Source organism: Micromonospora sp. ALFpr18c (assembly GCF_008868155.1).
Classification (GTDB): Bacteria; Actinomycetota; Actinomycetes; order Mycobacteriales; family Micromonosporaceae; genus Micromonospora.
The window spans coordinates 23,738-49,987 of sequence record NZ_WBKR01000017.1; the positions used below are offsets into that span (position 1 = coordinate 23,738).

The 26,250-nt window shown below is 70.3% G+C and carries 24 protein-coding genes and 1 pseudogene; 14 read left to right on the top strand and 11 right to left on the bottom strand.

Annotated features, from left to right (window positions below):
* Nucleotides 1-140 precede the first annotated feature (140 nt).
* Genes F8271_RS05770 through F8271_RS05785 form a run of 4 tightly spaced genes read left to right on the top strand, consistent with a single transcriptional unit; the run spans nucleotide 141 to nucleotide 4,089 of the window.
* Nucleotides 141-1,067, top strand: coding sequence for an ABC transporter permease (locus tag F8271_RS05770; protein ID WP_151488608.1), 927 nt, complete (start codon nucleotides 141-143; stop codon nucleotides 1,065-1,067).
* Entirely contained in the window at nucleotides 1,060-2,028 is a 969-nt protein-coding gene (locus tag F8271_RS05775) for an ABC transporter permease (RefSeq protein WP_151488609.1), read from the top strand. The genes F8271_RS05770 and F8271_RS05775 overlap by 8 nt, the downstream gene beginning before the upstream one ends.
* Before the next feature lie 26 nt (nucleotides 2,029-2,054).
* Entirely contained in the window at nucleotides 2,055-3,083 is a 1,029-nt protein-coding gene (locus F8271_RS05780; RefSeq protein ID WP_151488633.1) for an ABC transporter ATP-binding protein, read from the top strand.
* A complete protein-coding gene (locus F8271_RS05785) occupies nucleotides 3,076-4,089 on the top strand; it encodes an ABC transporter ATP-binding protein (RefSeq protein ID WP_151488610.1) in 1,014 nt (337 codons plus the stop codon). Before F8271_RS05780 ends, F8271_RS05785 begins: the two co-directional genes overlap by 8 nt.
* Nucleotides 4,090-4,238: 149 nt before the next feature.
* Here the strand turns inward: F8271_RS05785 and F8271_RS05790 are convergent, their stop codons facing one another.
* Nucleotides 4,239-4,631 carry a chorismate mutase gene (locus tag F8271_RS05790; RefSeq protein ID WP_151488611.1) on the bottom strand — a complete coding sequence of 131 codons (393 nt, stop codon included), beginning with the start codon at nucleotides 4,629-4,631 and terminating at the stop codon, nucleotides 4,239-4,241.
* 265 nt (nucleotides 4,632-4,896) lie between these two features.
* Here F8271_RS05790 and pcrA point away from each other — a divergent pair, with 265 nt between their 5' ends.
* Both pcrA and F8271_RS05800 read left to right on the top strand, forming a co-directional pair.
* Nucleotides 4,897-7,302 (top strand): DNA helicase PcrA, encoded by a 2,406-nt coding sequence (gene pcrA, locus F8271_RS05795; RefSeq protein WP_151488612.1) that lies wholly within the window; start codon nucleotides 4,897-4,899, stop codon nucleotides 7,300-7,302.
* Nucleotides 7,303-7,434: 132 nt separating this feature from the next.
* A pseudogene (locus F8271_RS05800) lies at nucleotides 7,435-7,539 on the top strand (DUF418 domain-containing protein); the annotation flags it as partial.
* A gap of 66 nt (nucleotides 7,540-7,605) precedes the next feature.
* Here the strand turns inward: F8271_RS05800 and F8271_RS05805 are convergent.
* Complete coding sequence (locus tag F8271_RS05805) at nucleotides 7,606-8,379, bottom strand: M23 family metallopeptidase (protein ID WP_151488614.1); 774 nt, start codon at nucleotides 8,377-8,379, stop codon at nucleotides 7,606-7,608.
* Between the two features lie 262 nt (nucleotides 8,380-8,641).
* A complete protein-coding gene (locus F8271_RS05810) occupies nucleotides 8,642-9,349 on the bottom strand; it encodes a M23 family metallopeptidase (protein WP_151488615.1) in 708 nt (235 codons plus the stop codon).
* Nucleotides 9,350-9,759: 410 nt separating this feature from the next.
* Here F8271_RS05810 and F8271_RS05815 point away from each other — a divergent pair, with 410 nt between their 5' ends.
* From F8271_RS05815 to sucD, 3 genes are all read left to right on the top strand, one after another.
* Complete coding sequence (locus F8271_RS05815) at nucleotides 9,760-10,164, top strand: cobalamin B12-binding domain-containing protein (protein WP_151488616.1); 405 nt, start codon at nucleotides 9,760-9,762, stop codon at nucleotides 10,162-10,164.
* A 433-nt stretch (nucleotides 10,165-10,597) separates the two neighbouring features.
* Nucleotides 10,598-11,776 carry an ADP-forming succinate--CoA ligase subunit beta gene (sucC, locus tag F8271_RS05820; RefSeq protein WP_151488617.1) on the top strand — a complete coding sequence of 393 codons (1,179 nt, stop codon included), beginning with the start codon at nucleotides 10,598-10,600 and terminating at the stop codon, nucleotides 11,774-11,776.
* 2 nt (nucleotides 11,777-11,778) lie between these two features.
* Nucleotides 11,779-12,666, top strand: coding sequence for a succinate--CoA ligase subunit alpha (gene sucD / locus F8271_RS05825; protein WP_151488618.1), 888 nt, complete (start codon nucleotides 11,779-11,781; stop codon nucleotides 12,664-12,666).
* A gap of 70 nt (nucleotides 12,667-12,736) precedes the next feature.
* On the opposite strand, the gene F8271_RS05830 is transcribed toward sucD, so the two are convergent.
* A complete protein-coding gene (locus tag F8271_RS05830) occupies nucleotides 12,737-13,003 on the bottom strand; it encodes a DUF4190 domain-containing protein (protein ID WP_151488619.1) in 267 nt (88 codons plus the stop codon).
* Between the two features lie 186 nt (nucleotides 13,004-13,189).
* Here F8271_RS05830 and F8271_RS05835 point away from each other — a divergent pair, with 186 nt between their 5' ends.
* Nucleotides 13,190-14,518: a DUF6350 family protein gene (locus F8271_RS05835; protein ID WP_151488620.1), complete on the top strand. Its 1,329-nt coding sequence runs from the start codon at nucleotides 13,190-13,192 to the stop codon at nucleotides 14,516-14,518.
* A 54-nt stretch (nucleotides 14,519-14,572) separates the two neighbouring features.
* On the opposite strand, the gene F8271_RS05840 is transcribed toward F8271_RS05835, so the two are convergent.
* Together F8271_RS05840 and F8271_RS05845 are read right to left on the bottom strand one after the other, a co-directional pair.
* Entirely contained in the window at nucleotides 14,573-15,148 is a 576-nt protein-coding gene (locus F8271_RS05840) for a DUF4190 domain-containing protein (RefSeq protein ID WP_151488621.1), read from the bottom strand.
* A 26-nt stretch (nucleotides 15,149-15,174) separates the two neighbouring features.
* Nucleotides 15,175-15,471, bottom strand: a complete 297-nt coding sequence (locus F8271_RS05845) for a CD225/dispanin family protein (RefSeq protein ID WP_151488622.1) — start codon at nucleotides 15,469-15,471, stop codon at nucleotides 15,175-15,177.
* A gap of 178 nt (nucleotides 15,472-15,649) precedes the next feature.
* Between F8271_RS05845 and purN the strand changes: the two genes are divergently transcribed.
* Both purN and purH read left to right on the top strand, forming a co-directional pair.
* Complete coding sequence (purN, locus tag F8271_RS05850) at nucleotides 15,650-16,270, top strand: phosphoribosylglycinamide formyltransferase (protein ID WP_151488623.1); 621 nt, start codon at nucleotides 15,650-15,652, stop codon at nucleotides 16,268-16,270.
* The gene (purH, locus tag F8271_RS05855) at nucleotides 16,267-17,838 is read left to right on the top strand and encodes a bifunctional phosphoribosylaminoimidazolecarboxamide formyltransferase/IMP cyclohydrolase (protein ID WP_151488624.1); all 1,572 of its coding nucleotides are present in this window, start codon (nucleotides 16,267-16,269) and stop codon (nucleotides 17,836-17,838) included. Before purN ends, purH begins: the two co-directional genes overlap by 4 nt.
* Nucleotides 17,839-17,938: 100 nt before the next feature.
* Here purH and F8271_RS05860 read toward each other — a convergent pair whose 3' ends face one another.
* The 5 genes from F8271_RS05860 to F8271_RS05880 all read right to left on the bottom strand — a co-directional run bounded on the left by F8271_RS05860 (nucleotide 17,939) and on the right by F8271_RS05880 (nucleotide 23,829).
* The gene (locus tag F8271_RS05860) at nucleotides 17,939-18,976 is read right to left on the bottom strand and encodes an ABC transporter ATP-binding protein (RefSeq protein WP_151488625.1); all 1,038 of its coding nucleotides are present in this window, start codon (nucleotides 18,974-18,976) and stop codon (nucleotides 17,939-17,941) included.
* Nucleotides 18,960-19,985, bottom strand: a complete 1,026-nt coding sequence (locus F8271_RS05865; protein WP_151488626.1) for an ABC transporter ATP-binding protein — start codon at nucleotides 19,983-19,985, stop codon at nucleotides 18,960-18,962. Before F8271_RS05865 ends, F8271_RS05860 begins: the two co-directional genes overlap by 17 nt.
* 70 nt (nucleotides 19,986-20,055) lie before the next feature.
* The gene (locus tag F8271_RS05870; protein WP_151488627.1) at nucleotides 20,056-21,012 is read right to left on the bottom strand and encodes an ABC transporter permease; all 957 of its coding nucleotides are present in this window, start codon (nucleotides 21,010-21,012) and stop codon (nucleotides 20,056-20,058) included.
* 72 nt (nucleotides 21,013-21,084) lie between these two features.
* Complete coding sequence (locus F8271_RS05875; protein WP_151488628.1) at nucleotides 21,085-22,023, bottom strand: ABC transporter permease; 939 nt, start codon at nucleotides 22,021-22,023, stop codon at nucleotides 21,085-21,087.
* Nucleotides 22,024-22,227: 204 nt separating this feature from the next.
* Nucleotides 22,228-23,829, bottom strand: a complete 1,602-nt coding sequence (locus tag F8271_RS05880) for an ABC transporter substrate-binding protein (protein ID WP_151488629.1) — start codon at nucleotides 23,827-23,829, stop codon at nucleotides 22,228-22,230.
* Between the two features lie 449 nt (nucleotides 23,830-24,278).
* On the opposite strand from F8271_RS05880, the gene F8271_RS05885 reads away from it, so the two are divergent.
* Both F8271_RS05885 and F8271_RS05890 read left to right on the top strand, forming a co-directional pair.
* Nucleotides 24,279-25,139 carry a bifunctional methylenetetrahydrofolate dehydrogenase/methenyltetrahydrofolate cyclohydrolase gene (locus F8271_RS05885; protein WP_151488630.1) on the top strand — a complete coding sequence of 287 codons (861 nt, stop codon included), beginning with the start codon at nucleotides 24,279-24,281 and terminating at the stop codon, nucleotides 25,137-25,139.
* Nucleotides 25,140-25,234: 95 nt separating this feature from the next.
* Entirely contained in the window at nucleotides 25,235-26,185 is a 951-nt protein-coding gene (locus tag F8271_RS05890) for a malate dehydrogenase (RefSeq protein WP_151488631.1), read from the top strand.
* Nucleotides 26,186-26,250: the final 65 nt, after the last annotated feature.

The window sequence follows — 26,250 nt, forward strand, 5'->3', positions numbered from 1 at the left end:
TCTGACCCCGGGTCGGGCTCGCCACATCCGGTGAGCCCGGCCCGGGGCCGTTCCGCGAGTGGGTGTTACAACACCCCGCTCGCCACGTTGTCACCACCGTGTCGGCCGTCCGACGCGCCCCCTGTCTGGAGGACCACCCCATGGGCCGTTATCTGTTGAGACGGCTGCTCCAACTCGTGCCGGTCTTCATCGGTACGACGTTCCTGATCTACGCCCTCGTCTGGGCCGTTCCGGGCGATCCGTTCGCCGGCAAGTGCGGCGAGCGCCGCTGCCCGGACCAGTACATCGCGTTCATGACCGAGAAGTACCACCTCGACCAGAACGTCTTCGTGCAGTACGCCAACTATATGAAGAACCTGCTCCAGGGGGACTTCGGCACCACGTTCTCGCAGCGTGAGATCAGCGACATCATCCTGACGTCGTACCCGAACACGCTGAAGCTGGCCCTGGTGGCGCTCGCCATCGAGGCCGTGATCGGCCTCGGCGCCGGCGTGCTGACCGGTCTGCGGCGCAACGGCTTCCTGGACAACCTGGTCCTGGTCTCCACGCTCTTCCTCATCGCGCTGCCGGTCTTCGTGGTCGGCTTCGTCCTCCAGTGGCTGCTGGGCGTGCAGTGGGGCATCATCAAGCCGACCGTCTCCTCGGAGATGCGGCTCTCTGAACTGATCGTGCCGGGCTTCGTGCTCGGTAGCGCATCGGTGGCGTACATAGCCCGGGTGGCCCGCACGAGCATCGCGGAGAACCGCCGTGCCGACTACGTGCGTACGGCCATCGCCAAGGGCCTCCCGATGCGCCGGGTGGTGGGTGTGCACCTGCTGCGCAACTCGCTCATCCCGGTGGTCACCCTGCTCGGCACCGACCTCGGTGCTCTGATGGGCGGCGCGATCGTCACCGAGGGCATCTTCGGCATCAACGGAATCGGCCGCCAGGTCTTCCGCGCGATCGTCACCAAAGAGAGCGCTACCGTGGTAGGGATCGTGGTCGTCCTGGTGCTGGTCTATCTCGTGATGAACCTGCTGGTTGACCTGCTCTACGCCGCCCTGGACCCGAGGATCCGCTATGAGTGACCCGAGTACCGCATCGATCGTCAGCACCCCTGCCGCGCACCCGACCGACGCTGCCACCCCCGCAGCCCCGGGCGCACCGCAGAGCAACGAGAAGCCCCGTGGCCTGCTCGGCGACGCATGGCGGGATCTGCGCCGTAAGCCGCTGTTTTGGATCTCGGCCACGCTGATCGTGATCTTCCTGCTGATGGCCGCCTTCCCGGCGCTGTTCGCCCCGGGTGACGCGGTCAACGGTTCGCTGTCGCGCAGCCTCAACAAGCCGGGCGCCGAAGGCTGGTTCGGTTACGACGTGCAGGGCCGCGACGTCTACGCCCGGGTCATCTACGGCGCGCGGGCGTCCATCGTGGTCGCCGTCCTCTCCGTGATGGGCACCCTGCTGGTCGGCGGCACCATGGGCATCATCGCGGGCTACCGCGGTGGCTGGGTGGACGGTCTGCTCAGCCGGATCGCCGACGTCTTCTTCGGTCTGCCGTTCGTGCTGGGCGCGATCGTCATCCTGACCACGTTCAACGGCTCGGGCTCCGGCAACAGCAAGGCCCAGATCATGGGCCTCGTCATCGTCTCCCTGACCGTCCTGAGCTGGCCGGTGGTCATGCGGCTGATGCGGTCCTCGGTGCTCGCCACCAAGGAGGCCGACTACATCGTCGCGGCCCGCGCGCTGGGTGCCGGCACCGGTCGGATCATCCTCAAGCACCTGCTGCCGAACTGCCTGGCCCCGCTGCTGGTCTACGGCACGATCATGGTCGGCTCGTTCATCGGCGCCGAGGCGACGCTGTCGTTCCTCGGTGTCGGCCTGAAGTCGCCGGTGGTGTCCTGGGGCATCATGATCAGTGACGGGCAGCAGTTCATCCGGGTCGCGCCGGGGCTGGTGTTCTTCCCCGCCGCGTTCCTCGTCACCGCAGTGCTGAGCTTCGTGATGCTCGGTGAGGCGGTCCGCGAGGCCCTCGATCCGAAACTCCGCTAGGGGAGATCCAGTTGTCCGACATTCTCGTGTCCGAGCAGTCCGCGCCGGGATCCGGCGGGTCCGGACGTCCCTCCGGCCGGCTGCTCGAGGTCGACGACCTGCGGGTGGAGTTCCGCACCCGGGACGGCGTCGCAAAGGTCATCAACGGGGTCACGTACCACGTCGACGCGGGGGAGACCCTCGCCGTGCTCGGCGAGTCCGGCTCCGGCAAGAGCGTCACGGCGCAGACCATCATGGGCATCCTCGACACCCCGCCCGGGTTCGTCACCGGCGGGCAGGTTCGCTTCCACGGCAAGGACATGCTGCGCATGTCCGGCGAGGAGCGCCGCCGGATCCGCGGTGAGGGCATCGCGATGATCTTCCAGGACGCGCTCTCGGCACTGAACCCGGTCTTCACCGTCGGGTTCCAGATCGCCGAGCAGTTCCGCGTCCGGCGGGGCCTGGGCCGCGCGGAGGCCAAGAAGCGCGCGATCGAGATGCTCGACCAGGTCAAGATCCCGAACGCCAAGAGTCGGTTCAACAACTATCCGCACCAGTTCTCCGGCGGTATGCGGCAGCGCGCGATGATCGCGATGTCGCTGGCGCTCGACCCGGAGGTGCTGATCGCGGACGAGCCGACCACCGCGCTCGACGTGACCGTGCAGGCCCAGATCATGGACCTGCTGGCCGAGCTTCAGCGTGAGCGGCAGATGGGCATGATCCTGATCACCCACGACCTCGGCGTGGTCGCCGACGTCGCGGACCGGATCGCGGTCATGTACGCGGGCCGGATCGTCGAGGAAGCCGACGTGTACGACCTGTACGCCAAGCCGGCGCACCCGTACACGATGGGTCTGATCGACTCGATCCCGCGCCTGGACGAGAAGGGGCAGCAGCTCCGGACGATCAAGGGCCTCCCGCCGAACCTGATGAACATCCCGCCGGGCTGCCCGTTCAACCCGCGTTGCCCCATGGTTCAGCCGGTGTGCCGGGAGAAGGTCCCGCCGCTGCTGCAGGTGGGCACCGCCCGGGCCAGCGCCTGCCACTTCGCCGAGGAGCTGGTGAACCGTGACTGAGAACATCCTCGAGGTCCGTGACCTGGTCAAGCACTACCCCGTCACCCAGGGTGTGGTGTTCAAGAAGACCGTCGGCCAGGTCAAGGCGGTCGACGGGGTCTCGTTCGGTCTGCGCGCCGGTGAGACGCTCGGCGTCGTCGGCGAGTCCGGCTGCGGCAAGTCGACCCTCGCCCGGGTGCTGATGAACCTGGAGAAGCCGACCGCCGGCAACGTGGTCTACAAGGGCCAGGACATCTCCAAGCTCTCCGGTGGGGCGCTGCGGCGTCTGCGTCGGCAGATCCAGCTGGTCATGCAGGACCCGTACACCTCGCTGAACCCGCGGATGACGGTCGGTGACCTGATCGGTGAGCCGTTCGAGATCCACCCGGAGGTGGCGCCGAAGGGCAGCCGTCGGGCCAAGGTCCGGGAGCTGCTCGACCTGGTCGGGCTCAATCCGGAGCACATCAACCGGTACCCGCACCAGTTCTCCGGCGGTCAGCGCCAGCGCATCGGCATCGCCCGTGCGCTCGCGCTGCGGCCGGAGGTGATCGTCTGCGACGAGCCGGTGTCGGCTCTGGACGTGTCCATCCAGGCTCAGGTGATGAACCTGCTGGAGCAGTTGCAGGCCGAGTTCGGGTTGTCGTACATCTTCATCGCCCACGACCTGTCCGTGGTCCGGCACCTCTCGGACCGGGTCGCGGTCATGTACCTCGGCAAGATCGTCGAGATCGGCACCGAGGACGAGATCTACGAGCGGCCGACGCACCCGTACACGCAGGCGCTGCTCTCCGCGGTGCCGGTGCCCGACCCGACGCAGCGGCACCACAAGACGATCATCCGGCTCTCGGGTGACGTGCCGTCGCCGATCAGCCCGCCCTCGGGCTGCCGGTTCCGGACCCGCTGCTGGAAGGCGCAGGACGTGTGCGCCGAGAAGGTCCCGCTGCTGGAGGTCCGGCAGGGCTCGGACCACCCGAGCGCCTGCCACTTCGCCGAGAAGCGCGAGATCGTCGCCACCCACGAGGTGTGAGTTCCCCGGGACCGCCTGCCGACGTCGTCACGACGTCGGCAGGCGGTTTCGTCTGTCCGGAACCCCGCACGGCCGAGTCGTCGGGGTGAGAGCGGAGTCGCCCGGACCGCCGGGATGGCTCACAGCGGGCCGCGGCCCGCCGGGATGGCTCACAGCGGGCCGCGGCCCGCCCGCAGCAGCAGCAGCGCCAGTTGGGTGCCGTCGGCACCGAGCGCCGTCCGGAAGCGCTCCAGGATCTCCCGCTCCCGGGAGAGCACGAGCCGCGTCCCCCCGGAAGCCATCCGGGTCGCCCCGACCTCCTGGGACAGCGTCGCCCGTTCCTGCCAGAGCGAGATGAGTGCGTGGTCGATCTCGTCGATCCGTTCCCTGATCTCCACGATCCGGGCGGCGGCCATCGGCTCCGCGGTGCCGGTACGTGCCTCGACCGGGCCGCCGTCCCCGCTCGGAGGCGCGACCGCCGTCGCCGGCTCGCTCCCGGTTGTCGGGGACTGCTCCGTCGGTCGGATCGCGCCGCCGCTCTGCTCCACCACGTCTGTCATCATCGGGTACCTCTCGCACTGTGGTGCCCGGTGCCCGGAACCTGGGACGGAAAAGCCCCGGACTCCAGGAGCCCGGGGCTTTCGTAGGTCTGATTCGATCAGGCGCGACCTACGGCAGCCGGACTCCCGGTGCCGTAGTAAAAGTAGTAACGCGCTGCGAACACGTCGTCGAGTATGCCCATGCCTCCGCCCCGTACGCAAGCGGTTCGCCCGGGACGACCGTGGGAGGTCGGGAAGTGTCCGCCCGGCGGCATAGACTTGTCCGGCGATGCATCCTCTCTTCGACATCCCCGCGTCCTCGCCTGCGCCGGAGTCCGCGCCGGCCCGTCCGGAGCGGCCCCGGCCGGCCGCCGTCCGCCTCGACCCGCAGCAGCTGCTCGCCGGGCTGAACGGCCCGCAACGCGACGCGGTCAGCCACGCCGGTTCGCCGCTGCTGATCGTGGCCGGCGCGGGATCCGGCAAGACCCGGGTGCTCACCCACCGGATCGCCTACCTGCTCGCCGCCCGGGACGTCCACCCCGGTGAGATCATCGCGATCACCTTCACCAACAAGGCGGCCGGCGAGATGAAGGAGCGCGTCGCCGCGCTCGTCGGGCCGCGCGCCCGCCTGATGTGGGTGTCGACGTTCCACTCCGCGTGTGTCCGGATCCTGCGCGCCGAGCACGAGCACGCCGGCCTGAAGTCGACCTTCTCGATCTACGACGCGGACGACTCCCGGCGACTGATGCAGCTGGTCACCCGCGAACTCGATCTCGACCCCAAGCGCTACCCGGCGCGCGGGCTGGCCGCCCAGGTCTCCAACCTGAAGAACGAGCTGGTCGACCCGGAGCAGTTCGCCGCGCGGGCGTCGGGGCCCAACGAGCGGGCCCTCGCCGAGGCGTACACGCTGTACCAGCGCCGGTTGCGGGAGGCGCACGCACTCGACTTCGACGACCTGATCATGACGACGGTGCACCTGCTCCAGTCCCACCCGCACGTCGCGGAGAGCTACCGCCGGCGGTTCCGGCACGTGCTCGTGGACGAGTACCAGGACACCAACCACGCCCAGTACGTCCTGATCAAGGAGTTGGTCTCCGGCACCGAGGGGCTGGAGCCGGCCGAGCTGTGCGTGGTCGGTGACGCCGACCAGTCGATCTACGCCTTCCGGGGCGCGACGATCCGCAACATCCTCGAGTTCGAGCGGGACTTCACCGACGCGCGGACGATCCTGCTGGAGCAGAACTACCGCTCCACCCAGACCATCCTCAACGCGGCCAACGCGGTGATCGACCGGAACACCTCCCGCAAGCCGAAGCGGCTGTGGAGCGAGGCCGGCGCCGGCGAGCGGATCGTCGGGTACGTCGCCGACACCGAGCACGCCGAGGCGGACTGGGTGGCCCGGGAGATCGACCGGCTGGTCGACGCCGACGAGACCCGTCCCGGTGACGTCGCGGTCTTCTACCGCACCAACGCCCAGTCGCGCGTCTTCGAGGAGGTGTTCATCCGGGTCGGCCTGCCCTACAAGGTGGTCGGCGGGGTGCGCTTCTACGAGCGCAAGGAGGTCCGCGACGCCCTGGCGTACCTGCGGTCGGTGGTCAACGACGACGACACGGTGAGCCTGCGGCGGGTGCTCAACACCCCCCGCCGGGGGATCGGCGACCGCGCGGAGGCATGCGTCGAGGCGCTTTCCAGCCGCGACCGCATCTCGTTCGGCGCGGCCCTGCGCCGGGCCCGGGAGGCACCGGGCATCTCCACCCGGGCGGCCAACGGCATCGGCGACTTCGTCGCGCTGCTCGACGGTGCCCGGGAGCTGGCCGAGACCGGCACCCCGGAGGAGGTGCTGGAGGCGCTGCTGACCCGCTCGGGCTACCTGACCGAGCTGGAGGAGAGCCTGGACCCGCAGGACGCCGGCCGGGTGGACAACCTCCAGGAGCTGGTCAGCGTCGCCCGGGAGTACACCGAGCGCATCGAGGCGCTGGGCGAGGAGGGGGAGCGGGCCACCCTGGCCGGCTTCCTCGAGCAGGTCGCGCTCGTCGCCGACGCCGACCAGATCCCCTCGGACGACCCCGACCACCAGGGCGTGGTCACCCTGATGACGTTGCACACCGCCAAGGGCCTGGAGTTCCCGGTGGTGTTCCTGACCGGGCTGGAGGATGGGGTCTTCCCGCACCTGCGTTCGCTGGGCGACACCCGCGAGCTGGAGGAGGAGCGCCGTCTGGCCTACGTCGGCATCACCCGTGCCCGGCAGCGGCTTTACCTCTCCCGGGCGGTGACCCGCTCGGCGTGGGGGCAGCCGGCCTACAACCCGCCGTCGCGGTTCCTGGAGGAGCTGCCGACGGAACTGGTGCACTGGGAGCGCACCGAGGGGTCGTACACCTCGTGGGCCGGCGGGGGCGGCGGCGTGGGCGGCCGCGCGGACCGCGCGCCCGGCGTGCGTGGCACCTTCACCGGGGGTACGCCGAAGGCGGCGCAGCTGGCCCAGCGGCTCGGTGTGGACGCCAGCCGGCTGACCACGGCCAGCGAGCTGCCGCAGGGGCCGAAGGTGGCCGCGGGCGACCGGGTCAACCACCAGCGGTACGGCCTGGGGCGGGTGCTCGCCGTCGAGGGGCACGGTCCGGGTGCCCGTGCGCAGATCGACTTCGGCGACCAGACGATGTGGCTGGTGCTCCGGCACGCCCCGGTCGACAAGCTCTGACCCGTCACGCGGGGTGACGCGCGCCCAGCTCGCTGCCCGCCACGATTTCGCTTGATCATGCAAAGAGTGGCCTTCAGGAGTGCTCACCGCGCCGCTGCTCGCGGCCGCGTCTACGGTGTGTAGCTCGCCGCCAGCGCGGCGTGGATGGCCCGGTTCCGGTACGGGCCGATGGAGTGGTTGTTGCGGGCCTGGACCGAGCAGCGGTGGCCACGGCTGCGCGCCGCGAGCCCGGCGTAGGTCTCCTGGTTGCTCCTGGGCCTGGCACCGGCGCTCGGCCCAGGAGCAAGTGAACCTACGGCGGTCTCAGCAGCCCAGGTCCACGCCGTGGGCCCGCATGTACGGGGCCGGGTCGATCTGGTTCCACATGCCCTGGTGCACCTCGAAGTGCAGGTGCGGGCCGGTGGCGTCGCCGGTGGCGCCCTCGTACCCGATGATCTGGCCGGCCTTGACCTTCTGGCCGACCGTCACCGCGATCCGGCTCTGGTGGGCGTAGTGGGTCAGGTACCCGTTGCCGTGGTCGATGAAGACGGAGTTGCCGTAGCCGTCGGCGGCGTCGCCGGCCTGGGTGACCGTGCCCGCCGCGGCGGCGTGGATCGGGGTGCCGGAGGGCAGGGCGAGGTCGATACCGGCGTGCAGGGTGCCCCAGCGCTGGCCGTAGCAGGAGGTGACCGCCGCGCCCGGCATCGGGTCGACCCAGGCGGGGGTGGGCTTGGTGGTCTTCTTCGGCTTCGGCTTCGGCTTCGGCTTGGCGGTGGCCGTCTTCGCCGGTGTGGGGCTGGCGCTGGTCGTCGACGGGCTCACGCTCGGGGTGGCCGAGGGGGAGGCCGGCGCGGTCGACTCACGGGCGGAGCGGTCGGCCCGGCTGGCGGCCTCGGCCCGGGACTGCGCGTCGAGCGAGACGGCGGTGGGCGACGGGCGGTCCGGGCCGGTGGTGGCGACGGCGACTCCGCCCAGGCCGAGCGCCACCAGGGCAGCCGCGCCGAGCACGATGAGGCGGTTCCGCCGACGGGCGCGCTGCGGCTGCTCGACGGTGGTGTCGGGGGTGTTCTCGTTCTGGACGGGGCTGTCTTCCTGCACGGCGGACCTTCACAGTCGAGGGGCACTTGACCTCGAAATACTGGTGTCGGGTCGAGTCCGGCCGGGTACCGGGACCGCATCCGGACCGGGCAGGTTGGCAGCGCTCTGCCCGGATACCTCCCGACCTGCGGTGATCCGTCCGTAAATATGATCATGGCGACTCGTGTCGTCGGTCACAGTCGGCGGTGTGGCCCAGGTGACATCCGGCACGAAAAACCGCCCGGATCGACAGATCCGGGCGGTCAACGGTCGTTACGCACCGTCAGGAGGCGGCTACCTCGCTGTAAATTGCCTCGACTTGCAGCTTGATGTCCACTCCGTGGTCCTGAAGGAACGTCACCGGGTCGACCGGCTGGCCCTTGACATGGATCTCGAGGTGCAGGTGGACGCCGTAGGCGTGGCCGGTCTGGCCCACGAGGCCGAGCTGGTCACCCGCCTTGATCTGCTGCCCCTCCTTGACGCTGACCGCGGCGGAGTGGCCGTAGATCGCCTCGCTGCCGTCGGCGTGCTGGACGATCACCGCGTTGCCGTACCCGCCGAACCAACCGGCCTTGGTGACCACGCCGTCGTGGACCGCCACGTACGGCGTGCCCTCGGGGACGACCAAGTCGACGCCGGTGTGCATCTTGCCCCAGCGGACCCCGTAGGGAGAGTTGAAGTCGTAGCCCTGCAGCGGCAGCAGCCAGACCTCGGGCTCGGCGGCGTCCTTGCCACGGCCGTCCCGGGAGGCGCGGTCGGCGTTGTCCGCACGGGCCGCGGCGTCCTGGCTGGTGACCGACGCCTGCTTGAGCTCGTCGAGAACCGACGGGCTGACGTCCTTGGCGTCCGGCAGGGCGCTCGCGCCGAGCGCGACGATGCCGGCTCCGACGAACGCCGTGGTGACGACCGCGGCGTAGCGGCTGCGGGGTGGGGTGGGTACGCGGCGGCGACCGCGATATCGATCGGGCTCAGACGACAGGCGCTGGCGCACGCACACCCTCCGTTGTCGGGGTTCCGAGGCGGCCGGTGGACGTTCGTGAAGCTCCGGTGAACGTCCGCTGACCGCGTCATCACCCGTCCATGGACCTGATGACAACCGAGGACACGTTAGCCAACCACCAGGCGAGTCACAAGCCAGAGCGCCGAATTGGCGTGTCGATCTGTCCGTTTGCGTCCATGATTGTCATGCATCGCGACGTCGAACGGTGCCCTCGTTGCTGCCCGTTCGTCGCCGAGCGTGACCGGTCCGGCGGAGTCGTCCGGCTTGACGGCGCGGTCTGTCGGGCCCCGCTCGGAGTCGACCGGGTCGAGCGGGTTGCCGGCCCGGATTTCCCGGGCCCGGTCGGCCGGGTTACCGTTCGTTCAGGTGAAGGCCGTGGAGCCGGTGAAAGGTGTGCGCTGATGAGCTCTCGTATTCGGGTCGTCGTCGCCAAGCCAGGCCTGGACGGCCACGACCGGGGCGCCAAGGTTGTCGCGCGTGCCCTTCGTGACGCCGGCATGGAGGTCGTCTACACCGGCCTGCACCAGACCCCCGAGCAGATCGTGGAGACCGCGATCCAGGAGGACGCCGACGCGGTCGGCCTCTCCGTGCTGTCCGGTGCGCACATGACGCTCTTCCGCCGGGTCCTGGAACTGCTCGGCGAGCGGGACGCCCGCGACATCGTCGTGTTCGGCGGCGGCATCATCCCGAACGACGACATCCCCGAGCTGGAGAAGCTGGGCGTCGCCAAGATCTTCACGCCGGGGGCCACCACGCAGGCGATCGTCGAGTGGGTCCGGCAGAACGTGGCGCAGCCGGTCGCCTGAGGCGTACCGGCTCGGGTCGTCGGGCGGACCCGGGCACGGGGGAGGGGCCGGACGCACCCCTCACACGTCCGGCCCCTCTATGCACGATGCCCCGCCGCCACCCCTCGACCGACAGGGCATCGGCCGTCTCCCGTCATCACGCTGAATCAGCGCTCCGACACCTGACTCAACGACGCCCCGACGGGCGGGTTACGCACCCCCGGCAACATCGCCCGGACGGTTGACGCGGCACGTGCCGCGCCCGAAACCGGCCCCGCGGGCTGCCGGGTTGTGCATTACCGCACACCGCGCACCCGCTCGGTTGCCGGCGGTGCCCACCTCGCTAGGCTGCGGCCAATGGCCTGTGTCAAGTGATGACAGGCGTCAAACTGTTTTTCTGAACGCTGGTGGCGGCGCGACGGCGCGCCGCGGAGACGGGACGGGACGCGCAATCGTGGACCTGTACGAGTACCAGGGGCGGGACCTGTTCGAGCGGCACGGCTTGCCCGTGCTTGCCGGCGGCGTCGCCACTACCCCCCAGGAGGCCCGCTCGATCGCCGAACGCCTCGGCGGTCGAGTGGTCGTCAAGGCGCAGGTGAAGGTCGGCGGCCGAGGTAAAGCCGGCGGCGTCAAGCTGGCCGAAGGCCCGGATGAGGCGGTGGCCAGGGCCACCGACATCCTCGGCATGGACATCAAGGGTCACACCGTCCACAAGGTCATGATCACGGTGACGGCGGACGTGGCCGAGGAGTACTACTTCTCGTACCTGCTCGACCGGGCGAACCGCACCTTCCTCTGCATCGCCAGCGTGGCCGGCGGTATGGACATCGAGCAGGTCGCCGCCGAGACCCCGGACCGTGTGGTCAAGGCTCCGATCGACGCGAACACCGGTGTCGACGAGGCCAAGGCGCGGGAGATCGTCGCCGCCGCCGGGTTCCCGGCCGAGGTCGCCGACCAGGTGGTCGAGATCGCCGTGGGCCTGTGGCAGGCGTTCGTCGCCGAGGATGCCACCCTGGTCGAGGTCAACCCGCTCGCCAAGAACGGCGACGGGCGGATGCTGCTGCTCGACGCCAAGATCAGCCTGGACGAGAACGCCGCGTTCCGGCACCCGGACCACGAGGCCCTGGTCGACCAGGCCGCCGTGGACCCGCTGGAGCAGGCCGCCAAGGCCAAGGACCTCAACTACGTCAAGCTCGACGGCGAGGTCGGCATCATCGGCAACGGCGCGGGTCTGGTCATGTCGACCCTCGACGTGGTCGCGTACGCCGGTGAGCGGCACGGCAACGTCAAGCCGGCCAACTTCCTCGACATCGGCGGCGGCGCGAGCGCCGCGGTCATGGCGAACGGGCTGGAGATCGTGCTCTCCGACCCGGCCGTGAAGAGCGTCTTCGTCAACGTCTTCGGCGGCATCACCGCCTGCGACGAGGTCGCCAACGGCATCATCCAGGCGCTGGCCCTGCTGGAGCAGCGCGGCGAGCAGGTCACCAAGCCGCTCGTCGTCCGGCTCGACGGCAACAACGCCGAAGCCGGCCGGGCGATCCTGGACGGCGCGAACAACCCGCTCGTGCAGCGGGTGGACACCATGGACGGCGCGGCCGAGCGGGCCGCCGAGCTGGCAGCTGCGGGGGTCTGATCATGGCTATCTGGCTGACCAAGGACTCGAAGGTCATCGTCCAGGGGATGACCGGTTCCGAGGGTTCCAAGCACACCCGGCGGATGCTCGCCGCCGGCACCAACGTGGTGGGCGGCGTCAACCCGCGCAAGGCGGGCCAGAAGGTCGACTTCGACGGCACCGAGCTGCCGGTCTTCGCGTCCGTGGCGGACGCCATGGCCGAGACCGGGGCCGACGTCACGGTCATCTTCGTGCCGCCGCAGTTCACCAGGGCCGCCGTGGTCGAGGCGATCGACGCCGCGATCGGCCTGGCCGTGGTGATCACCGAGGGCGTGCCGGTGCACGACACCGCCGCGTTCTGGGCGTACAACCTGGCGCAGGGCGAGCGGACCCGGATCATCGGGCCGAACTGCCCGGGCATCGCCTCGCCGGGCGCGTCCAACGCCGGCATCATCCCGGCCGACATCACCGGCTCCGGCCGGATCGGCCTGGTCAGCAAGAGTGGCACGCTGACCTACCAGATGATGTACGAGCTGCGGGACATCGGCTTCTCCACCTGCGTCGGCATCGGCGGTGACCCGATCATCGGGACCACCCACATCGACGCCCTGGCGGCGTTCGAGGCCGACCCGGAGACCGACGCGATCGTGATGATCGGCGAGATCGGCGGCGACGCCGAGGAGCGGGCCGCCGAGTTCATCAAGGCGAACGTCACCAAGCCGGTCGTCGGCTACATCGCCGGCTTCACCGCGCCCCCCGGCAAGACCATGGGCCACGCCGGTGCGATCATCTCCGGCTCGGCCGGCACCGCGGAGGCGAAGCAGGCGGCCCTCGAAGCCGTCGGCGTCAAGGTCGGCAAGACGCCGACCGAGACCGCGAAGCTGATGCGGGAGATCATGTCCGGCAACTGAGCCGGCCAGGCGGCATCGAAGAGGGGGTCGACCGGAGACGGTCGGCCCCCTCTCGTCGTGCCGCACCCGCTCAGTCGTTGTTCCAGAACGGGTAGTTGCCGGTGAGACGCAGGATCGAGCCGCCGATGATATTGATCACGCCGAACACGATGGCGAGGTATCCGAGCACCGGCGACTGGCCGTAACGGCGGGCGTCGCGGATGGACAGGTAGCCGAAGACGATGCCGAGGATGCCGCAGCAGATCAGGCCCAGCACGATGCCCAGCACGCCCCAGAGCGTCGTCCGGTCCCGTCCCTGGGCCGGTGGCGGCGGGGGCGGCGGGTATGCGGTCGTCACAGCTACCTCCGGACGGTCGTGAGCGGCGGGCTGACCCGGGCCGACCCGGATGGCGGCGACGGCCACCCCCTCTGGGCCGACGCTAGACCGGAGCAGGCGTCCCGGACCGAGGTTCGTTCAACTCGCCGCCTTTCGGGGCGGGTTAACGGACTGCTCCCGCCCGCGCGACGTGCCAGAGTAGAGCGGATGTCCCCCGTCACCCCTGACCGTCCCAGCCGTCCCGGCGGTGTGCGCGCCGACGACCGGCCGGTCGACCGCGCCACACCGGGCCGACGGGTGCCCGCGCAGCGCCCCGGCGGGCCGCCGCGTGGGCGGGCGCCGCTGCCGGTCGCCGCGGGGGTGGCCGCCGGCTGGGCCGCCCTCACGTCGTACCTGCCGGTCGCCATCGTGCTCGCCCTGGTCCAGTTCGGCGCGGACGGCGCCACCCTCGGCGGTGCCCTGCGCACCGCGCTGGCCGGCTGGCTGGTCGGGCACGGCGTGCCGCTGCGCACCGAGGCCGGCCCGTTCGGGCTCGCCCCGCTGGCGCTCACCGTCCTCGCGATCTGGCGGCTCACCCGGGCCGGCGTGCACGTGAGCCGCGCGATCGGCGCCCGGGACACCCGCTCACCGCGCCGGGCGCTGCTCGCCGCGGGCGCGGTCGGCATCGCGTACGCGCTGCTCGGCACACTCGCGGCCGTGCTGGTCGGCGCGGGCGGCCCGGACGCGTCCCTGGTCCGTGCGGCGGCCACCTTCGCGGCGGTCGGCACGCTCGCCGCGCTGGTCGGCGCGACCCGGATCACCGCCGTCACCGGTGTGCTCGCCGCCCGGATGCCGACCCGGCTGCGCGACGGCGTACGCACCGGGCTGGTGGCCGGGCTCCTGCTGCTCGGCGCGGGCGCCGGTGCGGCCGGGCTGGCCGTGGCCACCGGCGGCGGGGACGCGGCCGACATGATCGGGGCGTACCGCACCGGGGTGGCCGGGCAGGCCGGGATCACCCTGGTCAGTGTGGCGTACGCGCCGAACGCGGCGATCTGGTCGAGCAGTTACCTGCTCGGGCCGGGCTTCGCGGTCGGCACCGACACCGCGATCCGGACGAGTGAGGTGTCGGTCGGCGCGCTGCCGGCCGTACCGCTGCTCGCCGGCCTGCCGCGCGGCCCGGTGGACGGCCTCGGTGCCCTGCTGCTCGCGGTGCCGGTGCTGGCCGGGATGGTGGCCGGCTGGCTGCTGGCCCGTCGGACGGCCCGGCACGTCGGGCCGGAGCGGGTCCGCGGTCGGGTCGACGCCGAGCACGGCCGCGAGCGCGCCCCGAGGCGTTGGGCCGACCTGCTGGTGCCGGCGGCGCTGGCCGGGCCGGTGGCCGGCGTGCTGCTCGGCGTGGCCGCCGAGGTCTCCGGCGGCCCGCTCGGTGCCGGCCGACTCGCGCAGCTCGGGCCGGTGGCCTGGCAGGTCGCCGCCGTGGCCACCGGTGTCATCGCGGTCGGTGCGCTGCTCGGCGCCGCCGCGACCCGGGCGCTCACCCGGTCTCCCGCTTGGTAGACGAGCGCGGGGCGCCCCGAGACGATCCGGAGCGCCCCGTCGGTACCGAGCCCGTCAGGGCTGGGTCGGCAGCGCGACGTTCGCCACGATGCTCAGGATGATCAGCAGGATGCCCAGTCCGACGCCGACCGCACCGCAGATCAGGCCGGCCTTGGCCTGCCCGGCGTTGCTGGCCTGACCCTGGGCGACCTTCTGCCGGGCGAGGTAGCCGGTCACCACGCCCGCGATGCCGACCGGGATGCCCAGGTAGAGGCAGCAGACCAGCGGGATCGACGCGATGCCGAGGATCATCGACACCAGGCCGAGGGTGTTGTTCTGGCCCTGGGCCTGCGGGTAGCCGGCGTTCGGGTACGTCGGAGCGCCGTACGGGGGCTGCTGCTGGCCGTACGGGTCCTGGTACGGCTGCTGCTGACCGTACGGCTGACCCGAGGTGGGCTGCTGGCCGTACGGCGCCTGCGGTGCCGCGTACGGGTCCTGCGGCTGCTGACCGTAGGGCTGCCCAGAGGTCGGCTGCTGGCCGTACGGGGCGGCCGGCGGCGGGGCGTACGGGTCGTGCGGCGGCTGGGGCGCGGTCGGGTCCTGGTTGGGCTGCTGGCCGTACGGGTCCTGACCGGGGTTACCGGGCTGCATTCGAGAAGCTCCTTGGACTGGTTCCGTCAGTTACTGCTGCTGTTCCCACCCATGATCGCGCCCAGACCACCCAACGCACAGCACAGCAACACGACGACATACCACCCGATGCCCACGATAAGGGCCCACTTCGACCATTTCCTCGACTCCGCGGCGGCGGCCTGGGCACCGGCGTAGTCACCCTGCTGAAGCAGCGGGTTGACCTTCGACGCGCTGATGATGGCCGGGAGGGCCAGCGGCCAGAAGAGGAAGATGGCGACGATCGACATCGTCATGTTGTTGTTGATCGGCGGCTGCTGCTGGGGGTGGGTACCGGGCTGCATGGGGGTGCTCCTCATTCCGACGGCACGGCTGCCGTGCCGGATCAGTGACAGGGGTGCGGGCCGGCACGGTGTCCAGCCCGAGCGAGCGGCAGCGTATCGGGTCGATGCCCGCCGGCACTGTCAAAGATCGGCACCGCCCAGCCGGAGGGCGTCCTGACCTGCCCGATAGGGTGGCCCGGTGACCGAGCCCGCGTCCGCCGCCCGCATCGTCGTCCTCATCTCCGGCTCCGGGAGCAACCTCCAGGCGTTGCTGGACGCCGCCGCCGACCCCGCGTACGGCGCGCAGGTGGTCGCGGTCGGCGCGGACCGCGACGGCATCGCGGGCCTGGACCGGGCCGAGGCCGCCGGCGTGCCGACGTTCGTCGAGCGGGTCCGCGACCACGACACCCGGGACGACTGGGATGTGGCGCTCACCGCGCACGTCGCGAAGCACCAACCCGACCTGGTCATCTCCGCCGGGTTCCTCAAGCTGGTCGGCCCGCACTTCCTCACCGCGTTCGGCGACCGCTACCTGAATACCCACAACACGTTGCTGCCGGCGTTTCCCGGCATCCACGGCCCACGGGACGCCCTCGCCTACGGCGTGAAGCTCACCGGGGCCACCCTCTTCTTCGTCGACGCGGGCATGGACACCGGGCCGATCGTCGCGCAGGTCGCGGTGCCGGTGCTCGACGACGACGACGTGGACGCGCTCACCGAGCGCATCAAGGAAGCCGAGCGCCGCCAGCTCGTCGAGCAGGTCGGTCGCCTGGTCCGCGAAGGCTGGACCATCACCGGAAGGAAGGTCACGGTTCCGTGAGTCCCACTCAGGACGGGCGCCGCCCGATCAGGCGGGCGCTGGTCAGCGTCTACGACAAGACCGGGCTGGTCGAGCTGGCCCAGGCCCTGCACGCGGCCGGCGTGGAGATCGTGTCCACCGGCAGCACGGCGGGCACCATCGCCGCCGCCGGTGTGCCGGTGACGCCGGTGGAGACGGTGACCGGCTTTCCCGAGGTGCTCGACGGCCGGGTGAAGACGCTGCACCCGAAGGTGCACGCGGGCCTGCTCGCCGACCTGCGCAAGGACACCCACGTGGCGCAGCTCGACGAGCTGGGTGTGGCGGCGTTCGACCTGCTGGTCTCCAACCTCTACCCGTTCCAGGCGACCGTGGCCTCCGGCGCCGGCGTCGAGGAGTGCGTGGAGCAGATCGACATCGGCGGGCCGGCCATGGTGCGGGCCGCCGCCAAGAACCACGCCTCGGTCGCCGTGCTCACCGACCCGGCCGGTTACCCGGCGCTGCTCGCCGCGCTCGGCGAGGGTGGCTTCACCCTGGCCCAGCGTCGCGCGCTGGCCGCCCGGGCGTTCGCCGACATCGCCGAGTACGACGTGGCGGTCGCCCGGTGGTGCGCCCAGGAACTGGCCCCCGCCGACGACTCGTGGCCGCAGTTCGCGGGGCTGGCGCTGCGCAAGTCGACCGGGCTGCGCTACGGCGAGAACCCGCACCAGCCGGCTGCGCTCTACACCGACCCGGACGCCCCGGCGGGGCTGGCCCAGGCCGAACAGCTGCACGGCAAGGAGATGTCGTACAACAACTACGTCGACGCGGACGCCGCCTGGCGGGCCGCGAACGACTTCGCCGACCAGCCGGCAGTGGCGATCATCAAGCACGCCAACCCGTGCGGCATCGCGGTCGGCGCGGACGTGGCCGAGGCACACCGCAGGGCGCACGCCTGCGACCCGGTGTCGGCATTCGGCGGCGTGATCGCGGTCAACCGGCCGGTGTCGGTCGAGATGGCCCGGCAGGTGGCCGACATCTTCACCGAGGTGGTGGTCGCCCCCGGCTTCGACGAGGGCGCGGTCGAGGTGCTGCAGGGCAAGAAGAACATCCGGCTGCTGCGCGCGCCCGCGTGGACCCCGGCGCTGGTGGAGCTGCGGCAGGTGACCGGGGGTGTGCTGGCCCAGGTCGCCGACCGGGTGAACGCCCCCGGCGACGACCCGGCGAACTGGCGGCTGGCGACCGGCGAGGCCGCGGACGAGGAGCTGCTGCGCGACCTCGCGTTCGCCTGGCGGGCGGTCCGCGCGGTGAAGAGCAACGCGATCCTGCTGGCCCGCGACGGTGCCACCGTCGGCGTCGGCATGGGTCAGGTCAACCGGGTCGACTCGGCGCGGCTCGCGGTCAGCCGCGCTGGCGCCGACCGGGCGAGGGGTTCGGTCGCGGCGTCGGACGCGTTCTTCCCGTTCGCCGACGGCCCGCAGATCCTCATCGACGCCGGCGTCCGCGCCATCGTGCAACCCGGCGGCTCGATCCGCGACGAAGAGGTCATCGCAGCGGCCAAAAAAGCCAACGTGACGATGTACCTAACGGAAACCCGCCACTTCTTCCACTAACGAAGTCCCCCGTCGATCATGGAGTTGTGGTGCCTCACAAAAGGGGCTCCAGCGGCTGAACCGCCCACCACAACTCCATGATCGACGCGAACGTGCGGGCCTACGCCGCGGGGGTAGCCGGGCGGAGTTCGGCGAAGTGGCAGGCGGACGGGTGGGGGTCCGCGGCGCGGGGCACCGCCTGCGGGTCTTCCTTGGCGCAGATGCCCTGGGCCTTCCAGCAGCGGGTGCGGAAGTGGCAGCCGGACGGCGGGTCGGCCGGGCTGGGCACGTCCCCGACCAAACGGATCATGTTGCGCTGGTCGCGGACCTCCGGGTCCGGCACCGGCACGGCCGAGAGCAAGGCCTGGGTGTACGGGTGGGTGGCCCGCTCGTAGATCTCGTCCTCGGTGCCGATCTCGACGATCCGGCCCAGGTACATGACCGCGACGCGGTCGGCGATGTGGCGCACCACGGACAGGTCGTGGGCGATGAAGATGTACGACAGCCCGAACTCGTCCTGCAACTGCTCCAGCAGGTTGATCACCTGGGCCTGGATGGAGACGTCGAGGGCGGACACCGGCTCGTCGCAGACGATCACCTCCGGGCGTAGCGCGAGGGCGCGGGCGATGCCGATGCGCTGGCGCTGACCGCCGGAGAACTGGTGCGGGTACCGGTTGATGTGCTCCGGGTTGAGCCCGACGACGTCCAGCAGCTCCTGGACCCGCTTCTGCTTGCTGCCCTTCGGCGCCGCGTCGGGGTGGATCTCGAACGGCTCGCCGATGATGTCGCCGACGGTCATCCGCGGGTTCAGCGAGGTGTACGGGTCCTGCATGACCATCTGCATGTTGCGGCGCAGCCGGCGCAGCTCGGACCCGGAGGCCTTGAACAGGTCCTTGCCCTCCAGGGTGGCCCGCCCGGAGGTGGGCGTCTCCAGGCGCATCAGCAGCCGGGCGAGGGTGGACTTCCCGCAGCCGGACTCGCCGACCACGCCGAGCGTCTCGCCCCGGCGCAGCTCGAAGCTCACCCCGTCGACGGCCTTGACCGCGCCGATCTGCCGCTGGAACAGCACGCCCTGACTGATCGGGAAGTGCTTCACCAGGTTGTCGACGGAGAGGATGGTCTCGCCCCGGACCTTGGTGGAGCTAGCGGGCGCTGTCATCACGGACCTCCTGCGCGAAGTGGCAAGCGCTGGTCCGGCCATCGCCGAGGACCAGGTCGTGCGGTACCACGTCCACGCAGACCTGCTGGACGTACGGGCACCGGGGGTGGAACGGGCAGCCGGACGGGATGCGCATCAGGTTCGGCGGCAACCCCTTGATCGTGGACAGCTCCTGGCCGCGCACGTCCATCCGCGGGATCGACTCCAGCAACCCCTTGGTGTACGGGTGGGCGGGCGCCTTGTACAGCGAGCGGACGTCGGCGTGCTCGACGATCCGGCCGGCGTACATGACGGCGATCCGGTCCGCGACGCCGGCGACGACTCCGAGGTCGTGGGTGATCAGGATCATCGCCATGTTGAGGTCCCGGCGCAGGTCGGCCAGCAGGTCCATGATCTGGGCCTGCACGGTGACGTCGAGCGCGGTGGTGGGCTCGTCGGCGATCAGCACCTTCGGGTCCAGGGCCAACGCCATGGCGATCATGACGCGTTGCCGCATGCCGCCGGAGAACTGGTGCGGGTAGTCGCCGATCCGCTTCGCGGCGCCCGGGATCTTGACCAGGTCCATCAGCTCGATCGCACGACGGCGGGCGTCACCACGGGACATGCCGGCGCGTTGGCGTAGCGTCTCGCCGATCTGCCAGCCGACCGGGAACACCGGGTTCAGTGCGGAGAGCGCGTCCTGGAAGATCATCGCGATCTCCTTGCCGCGGACCTGCCGGCGCTGCTCCTCGGAGCCGGTGAGCAGGTCCTGACCCCGGTAGAGGATCTGGCCGGAGCGGACGAACGCGGGCGGCGTGTCCAGGATGCCCATGATCGCCTGGGCGGTGACGGACTTGCCGGAGCCGGACTCACCGAGCACCGCCAGGGTCTCCCCGGCATCCAGGTGGTACGACACGCCGTTGATCACCCGGGCGACACCCTCGTTGGTCCGGAACTCGACGTGCAGGTCCCGCAGCTCCAGCAGGTGGCCGTCCGCCGGGGTGGAGGCGGGCGTGGGTTCGACGGTCATGGCTGTGCCTGCCTTTCGCTCACGACTGCGGGGCTCGCTTCGCTCACTCCTCGCGCTCGCATGGAGTTGATCACCGCAGCTTCGGGTCGAAGGCGTCACGGATCGCGTCGCCGAGCATGATGAACGCCAGCACGGTCAGCGCGAGGAAGGCCGACGGGACGATCAGCGGTGTCGCCGCCTCCCGCATGTGGATGCGACCGGTGTCGATGTCCTGGCCCCACGAGATCGTCGGGGACTTCAGGCCGATGCCCAGGAAGGACAGCGTCGCCTCGGCGGCGATGAACGAGCCGAGCGCGATGGTCAGCACGACGATGGCCGGGGCCAGCGAGTTCGGCAGGATGTGCCGCCACATGATCCGGCCGTTGCCGGCGCCGAGCATCCGGGCCGCCGCCACGTAGTCCTGCTCCTTGGCGGTGATCACCGAGGACCGCACCACCCGGGCGGCGGTGGTCCAGCCCAGGATGGCCAGAACGAAGATCACCGCGGCGATCCGGGCGCTCGTGCTGTCGCTGGACACCCGCTTGAGCAGCACGATCGCGGCCAGCAGCAGCGGGATGCCGAGCACCACGTCGATCACCCGGGAGAGCACGGCATCGACCCAGCGGCCGAAGTACCCGGCCAGCATGCCGACCACCAGCGCGATGATGCCGGTGCCCAGCGCGGCGAGCGCGCCGACCAGCAGCGAGGCCCGCGTGCCGTAGACCGCCCGGGAGTACGTGTCGCAGCCCTGGAAGTCGTACCCGAAGATGGCCCCGCCGGACGGCCCGGCGTGCTGCCGGGAGAGCAGGCAGTCGTTCGGGTTGTTGGCGGTGAACACGCCCGGGGCCAGTGCCATCAGCGTGAAGATGACGACCAGCGTCAGCGAGATCCAGAAGATCGGGTTGCGGCGCAGGTCGCGCCAGGCGTCGCCGGCCAAGCTGCGCGGCTTGTGCGGTGCGCCGACCTGGTTGGGTGTCCCCGGCTCGCCCGAGGGGCCCCGCCGTGCGGCCTGGTTCTCGCTGGCCGCCACAGTCTCGAAATCACTCATGCCGGCACCTCGCTGCGCGCGATGCCGGCCTGCGAGCCCAAGCACGCTGCGCTGATGATTCGTTCGCTGCGCTCACTCATAGCGGATCCTCGGGTCGAGTACGGCGTACAGGACGTCCACCACCAGGTTCGAGACCAGGTAGACCACGACCAGCACGCTGACGATGCCCACCACCAGGGGGCCGTCCTCGGTGCGGATGCCGCGGAAGAGGTTGAAGCCCACGCCGGGGATGTTGAAGACGCCCTCGGTGATGATCGCGCCGCTCATCAGGTTGCCCAGTTCCACACCGAGGAAGGTGACCACCGGGATGAGCGAGTTGCGCAGCACGTGGACGGTGACGATGCGGCGCTTGACCAGGCCCTTGGACCGGGCGGTCCGGACGTAGTCGGCGCGCAGGTTCTCCGCCACCGAGGTACGGGTCAGCCGCAGCGCGGTGGCCAGCGACAGTGAGCCGAGGACGATGCCCGGCAGCAGCAGCGCGTAGAACGTCGGCTGGGAGCCGGCGGTGGGCGGGAAGAGTTGCCATTTGACGCCCAGCAGGTACTGAGCCAGCGGCGCCAGCACGATGGTCGGGATGCCCAGCACCAGCAGGGTGAGCACCAGGGTCGAGTTGTCGAAGATGCTGGCCCGCCGGATGCCGGCGACCACGCCGGCGGTGACCCCGAAGATGATCGCCACGGCGAGCGCGATGAGCGCGAGCTTGACGGTGACCGGCCAGGCCGCCTGCAGGATGTCGCCGATCTGGCGGCCGGTCAGTGACTGGCCGAGGTCGCCCTGGAGCAGGCTCTTGACGTAGTCGAAGTAGCGGTAGAAGAACCCGCCGACGCCGGTCGCGTCGAGGTGGTACTTCTCCGTCAGGTAGGCCCGTTGGGCCGCCGTCACCGGGCGTTCGCCCGCGAGGGCCTGGATGGGGTCGCCCTGGCCGGCGAACATCAGCGCGTAGACGATCAGGGTGGTCCCGAAGAACGCCAGGACCATCTGGAGTAGGCGCCGCAGGATGTAGCGGAACATGCTTAGCAGTCTCTCCGGAAATATGCGAAAGGGTCGCAAGACGGCATCTCTGGTCGTACCCGAAATGTCTGGCACGTGCCGTCCGGCCCGGGGGAGGCCGGCACCACCCGTTCCGGGCCCCGCCTGCGCGGGGCCCGGCCGGGACAGCGCGGTCCGGGCCACCCGGGCGTCGTCGCCCGGGTGGCCCGAAATCCGTAGGTCAGCTCAGCTGGCCGCTTCGATCTTGATGAGGTTGACCCGCTGGAACAGGTCCATCTCCACGTTCTTGACCTTGGTCGAGTGGCCGAACACGTTCTGGCCGAAGCGCAGCGGGATCGTCGGCATGTCCTTGGCCAGGATGTCCTCCGCCTGCTGGTACTTGGCGATCGCCTCGGCCTGCGTCTTGGCGGCGGAACCCTCCTTGACGAGCTTGTCGAACTCCGGGTTGCTGTAGCCGTAGTAGTTCGACGAGCCGTTGGTGCTGTACAGCGGGCCGAGGTAGTCCTCCATGCTCGGGTAGTCCATCACCCAACCCAGTCGGAAGGCTCCCACCGGCTGCTTCGCCTTGACCTTGGTCAGCAGGTCGGCGAACTTCGGCTCGGCGACACCGACGGCGTCGACGCCCAGGTTGGCCTTGAGCTGGTTGACCGTGGCGTCGACCCAGTCCTTGTGTCCGCCGTCGCCGTTGTAGGAGATGAGAATCTTCGATGGGCCGCCGGCGGCCTGGTAGAGCTTCTTGGCCTCGGTCGGGTTGAACTCGCCCGCCTTGCCCGTGGTGTTCTCCCGGTAGCCCGGCAGGACCGGCGAGACGAAGGAACGCGCCGGCGTCTGCGAGCCCTTGAAGACCGACTTGGTGATCTCGTCACGGTCGATCGCCATCGAGATGGCCTTGCGCACGTCCGGGTTCGCGAAGTTCTTGTCGAACGTCGGGAACGCCAGGAACTGGAACGACGACATCGGGCTGGTCTTGTACCGGTCGCCCAGGTCGGTCGGCGCGCTGCTCAGGCTCTCCGTCGGCAGGATCGGCAGCACGTCCAGGTTGTCCGCCAGGACGTCCGCGTACGCCGCGGTGAGCTGCTGGTAGATCCGGAACTCGATCTCCTTCACCTTGGGCTTCTCGCCCGGGTACGCGTCGTAGCGCTCGACGTTGATCTTGCTGTCGTGCTGCCAGGTGCCCTTCATCTTGAACGGGCCCTGCCCGATCGGCGCCTGCTCGTAGGAGTCCTTGAGCACGCCCGGCGCGGAGAACGCGGCGTCCGGCATCGGCAGGTACGCGTTGTAACCGAGCATCGTCCGGAAGTCGATGTACGGGTCGGAGAGCGTCACGGTGAAGGTGAGGTCGTCGACCTTCTTCAGGCCGGACATCTCCTTGGCCTTCGGCTTCTCGCCCTGCAGGTCGGCGTAGCCAGCGATCTTCTCGAAGAAGAAGCTGCTGTCCTGGCCGTTGGGGGCGTACGCGCCGTAGTTCCACGCGTTGATGTAGTCCTCGGCCGTGACCTTCTCGCCGTTGTGGAAGGTGTAGCCGTCCTTGAGCTTGATCGTCCAGACCTTGTTGTCGGACGAGGTGACCGACTGTGCGGCGACCTCGAACGGCTTGTTCTGGGCGTCGTAGTCGACGAGCGGGGTGAACAGGCCAGCGAGCACCTGCGCACCGTTCGTCTCGGCGGTGTTGGTGGGAACCAGGTGCTTCGGCTCGCCGATCTGGATGCTGACCGCCGAACTGGTGCTGCCGCCGGATCCACCGTCTCCGCCGCTGCCGCAGGCCGCGAGGCCCAGCGTCACCGCGAGCGGGAGGGCGGTCCAGGCGGCGAGTCTACGAACTCGCATTGGAACCTCCTCATCTCCTCACGCTGCGCAGTCAGGCCCGACGCTGGGTTTACGCTGCGCAACAAGGCGCAAGGGTATGTTGACGTCCCGGCCGTCGACAACGGCCGGGTTGCGGATGCGTTGGGTCGGCAGGCGCCGTGCTTGCGCGGTGCCGCAGTGCCGTGCTACCGCAAGCCGCATTGCGTTCTCTGAGCTGCCAGATTGGTGGCAAGTTGAGGGCTCTTTGTGCTCTGCCGGGCCGGACTCAGCGCCCACTGCCGCGTCGTCCGATCTCAGCCTCTCGCGCACCGTCTGACCGTTTCGACGATGTCCGGTCACACAGATATCTCACTCATAGTGATGAAGCGCACTTCACTCTGAGTTACCGATTGACGTGTGGCTGGGGTCTCGCAAGGCATCCAGAGTGAGGTCGTCGGAACGGCAGGCGTTGGACATGAGACGATCGGGTCGTGACGGCGACGCTTCTGGACGGCAAGGCAACCGCGGCGGAGATCAAGGACGAGCTGCGGATACGCGTGAAGGCACTCGCGGAACGCGGCATCGTCCCCGGGCTGGGCACGGTCCTGGTCGGTGCCGACCCGGGCAGCCAGGCGTACGTCAACGGCAAGCACCGCGACTGCGCCGAGGTGGGCATCGCCTCGATCCGCCGGGAGCTGCCCGCCGACGCCACCCAGCAGCAGGTCGACGACGTGATCGCCGAGCTGAACGCCGACCCGGCCTGCCACGGGTACATCGTCCAGCTGCCGCTCCCCGCCCACCTGGACACCCAGCGCGTGCTGGAGCTGATCGACCCGGACAAGGACGCCGACGGCCTGCACCCGGTCAACCTGGGTCGCCTCGTCCTCGGCTACGACGGCCCGCTGCCCTGCACCCCGCGCGGCATCGTCGAGCTGCTCCGCCGCCACGACGTCGCCCTGCGCGGCGCCACCGTCGCCGTGGTCGGCCGGGGCAACACCGTCGGCCGCCCGCTCGGCCTGCTGCTCACCCGGCGCAGCGAGAACGCCACGGTCACCCTGTGCCACACCGGCACCCTTGACCTCGCCTCGCACACCCGTGCCGCCGACATCGTCATCGTCGCGGCCGGCGTACCGGGCCTGCTCACCGCCGACATGATCAACCCGGGCGCGGTGGTGGTGGACGTCGGCATCACCCGGGTGATCGGCCCGGACGGCAAGGGCCGCTACACCGGCGACGTCGACCCGGAGGTGGCCGAGACGGCCGGCGCGCTGGTGCCGATGCCCGGCGGTGTCGGTCCGATGACCCGCGCCATGCTCCTCACCAACGTCGTGGAGCGTGCCGAGCGCGGTTGAGGTGTAGGGCCGTAACCGTCCGCCCCTGGCCCGATCGGTGCCAGGATGACTGATACGGTCCGGAAAACCGACTGGTATCAGGGAGTGGGACGACCATGGGTAAGAAGGTCACTGTCGTCGGGGCTGGCTTCTACGGCTCCACCACCGCACAGCGCCTGGCCGAGTACGACGTCTTCGACACCGTTGTGATCACCGACATCGTGGAGGGCAAGCCCGCGGGCCTCGCGCTCGACCTCAACCAGTCGCGGGCCATCGAGGGCTTCGAGACCAAGGTCGTCGGCGTGACCACCGGCCCGAACGGCGAGGGCTACGAGGCCATCGAGGGCTCCGACGTCGTCGTGATCACCGCTGGCCTGCCGCGCAAGCCGGGCATGAGCCGGATGGACCTGCTCGAGACCAACGCCAAGATCGTGCGGCAGGTCGCCGAGAACGTCGCCAAGTACGCCCCGAGCGCCGTCGTCATCGTGGTCTCCAACCCGCTGGACGAGATGACCGCGCTCGCGCAACTCGCCACCCAGTTCCCGAAGAACCGGGTGCTCGGCCAGGCCGGCATGCTCGACACCGCCCGGTTCAGCAACTTCGTCGCCGAGGCGCTGAACGTGCCGGTGGCGTCGGTCCGCACGCTGACCCTGGGCTCGCACGGCGACACCATGGTCCCGGTGCCGTCGAAGAGCACGGTCAACGGCAAGCCGCTGCGCGACGCGATGCCGGCCGAGCAGATCGAGGAGCTGGTCGTCAAGACCCGCAACGGTGGCGCCGAGGTCGTCGCGCTGCTCAAGACCGGTTCGGCGTACTACGCGCCGTCCGCGGCCGCGGCCCGGATGGCCAAGGCTGTCGCCGAGGACTCCGGCGAGGTCATGCCGGTCTGCGCGTGGGTCGACGGTGAGTACGGCATCTCCGGCGTCTACCTGGGTGTCGAGGCCGAGATCGGTGCCGAGGGCGTCAAGCGCGTCGTCGAGACCGACCTGGACGCCGACGAGCGCGCCAGCCTCCTGGAGGCCGCCGAAGCCGTCCGCGCCAAGCAGGGCGACATCTCCAGCATGTAATTCCCGAACCACCGCATCGCGGAGGGGCGCGCCGGCAAGCCGGCGCGCCCCTCCGAGTCCCACCT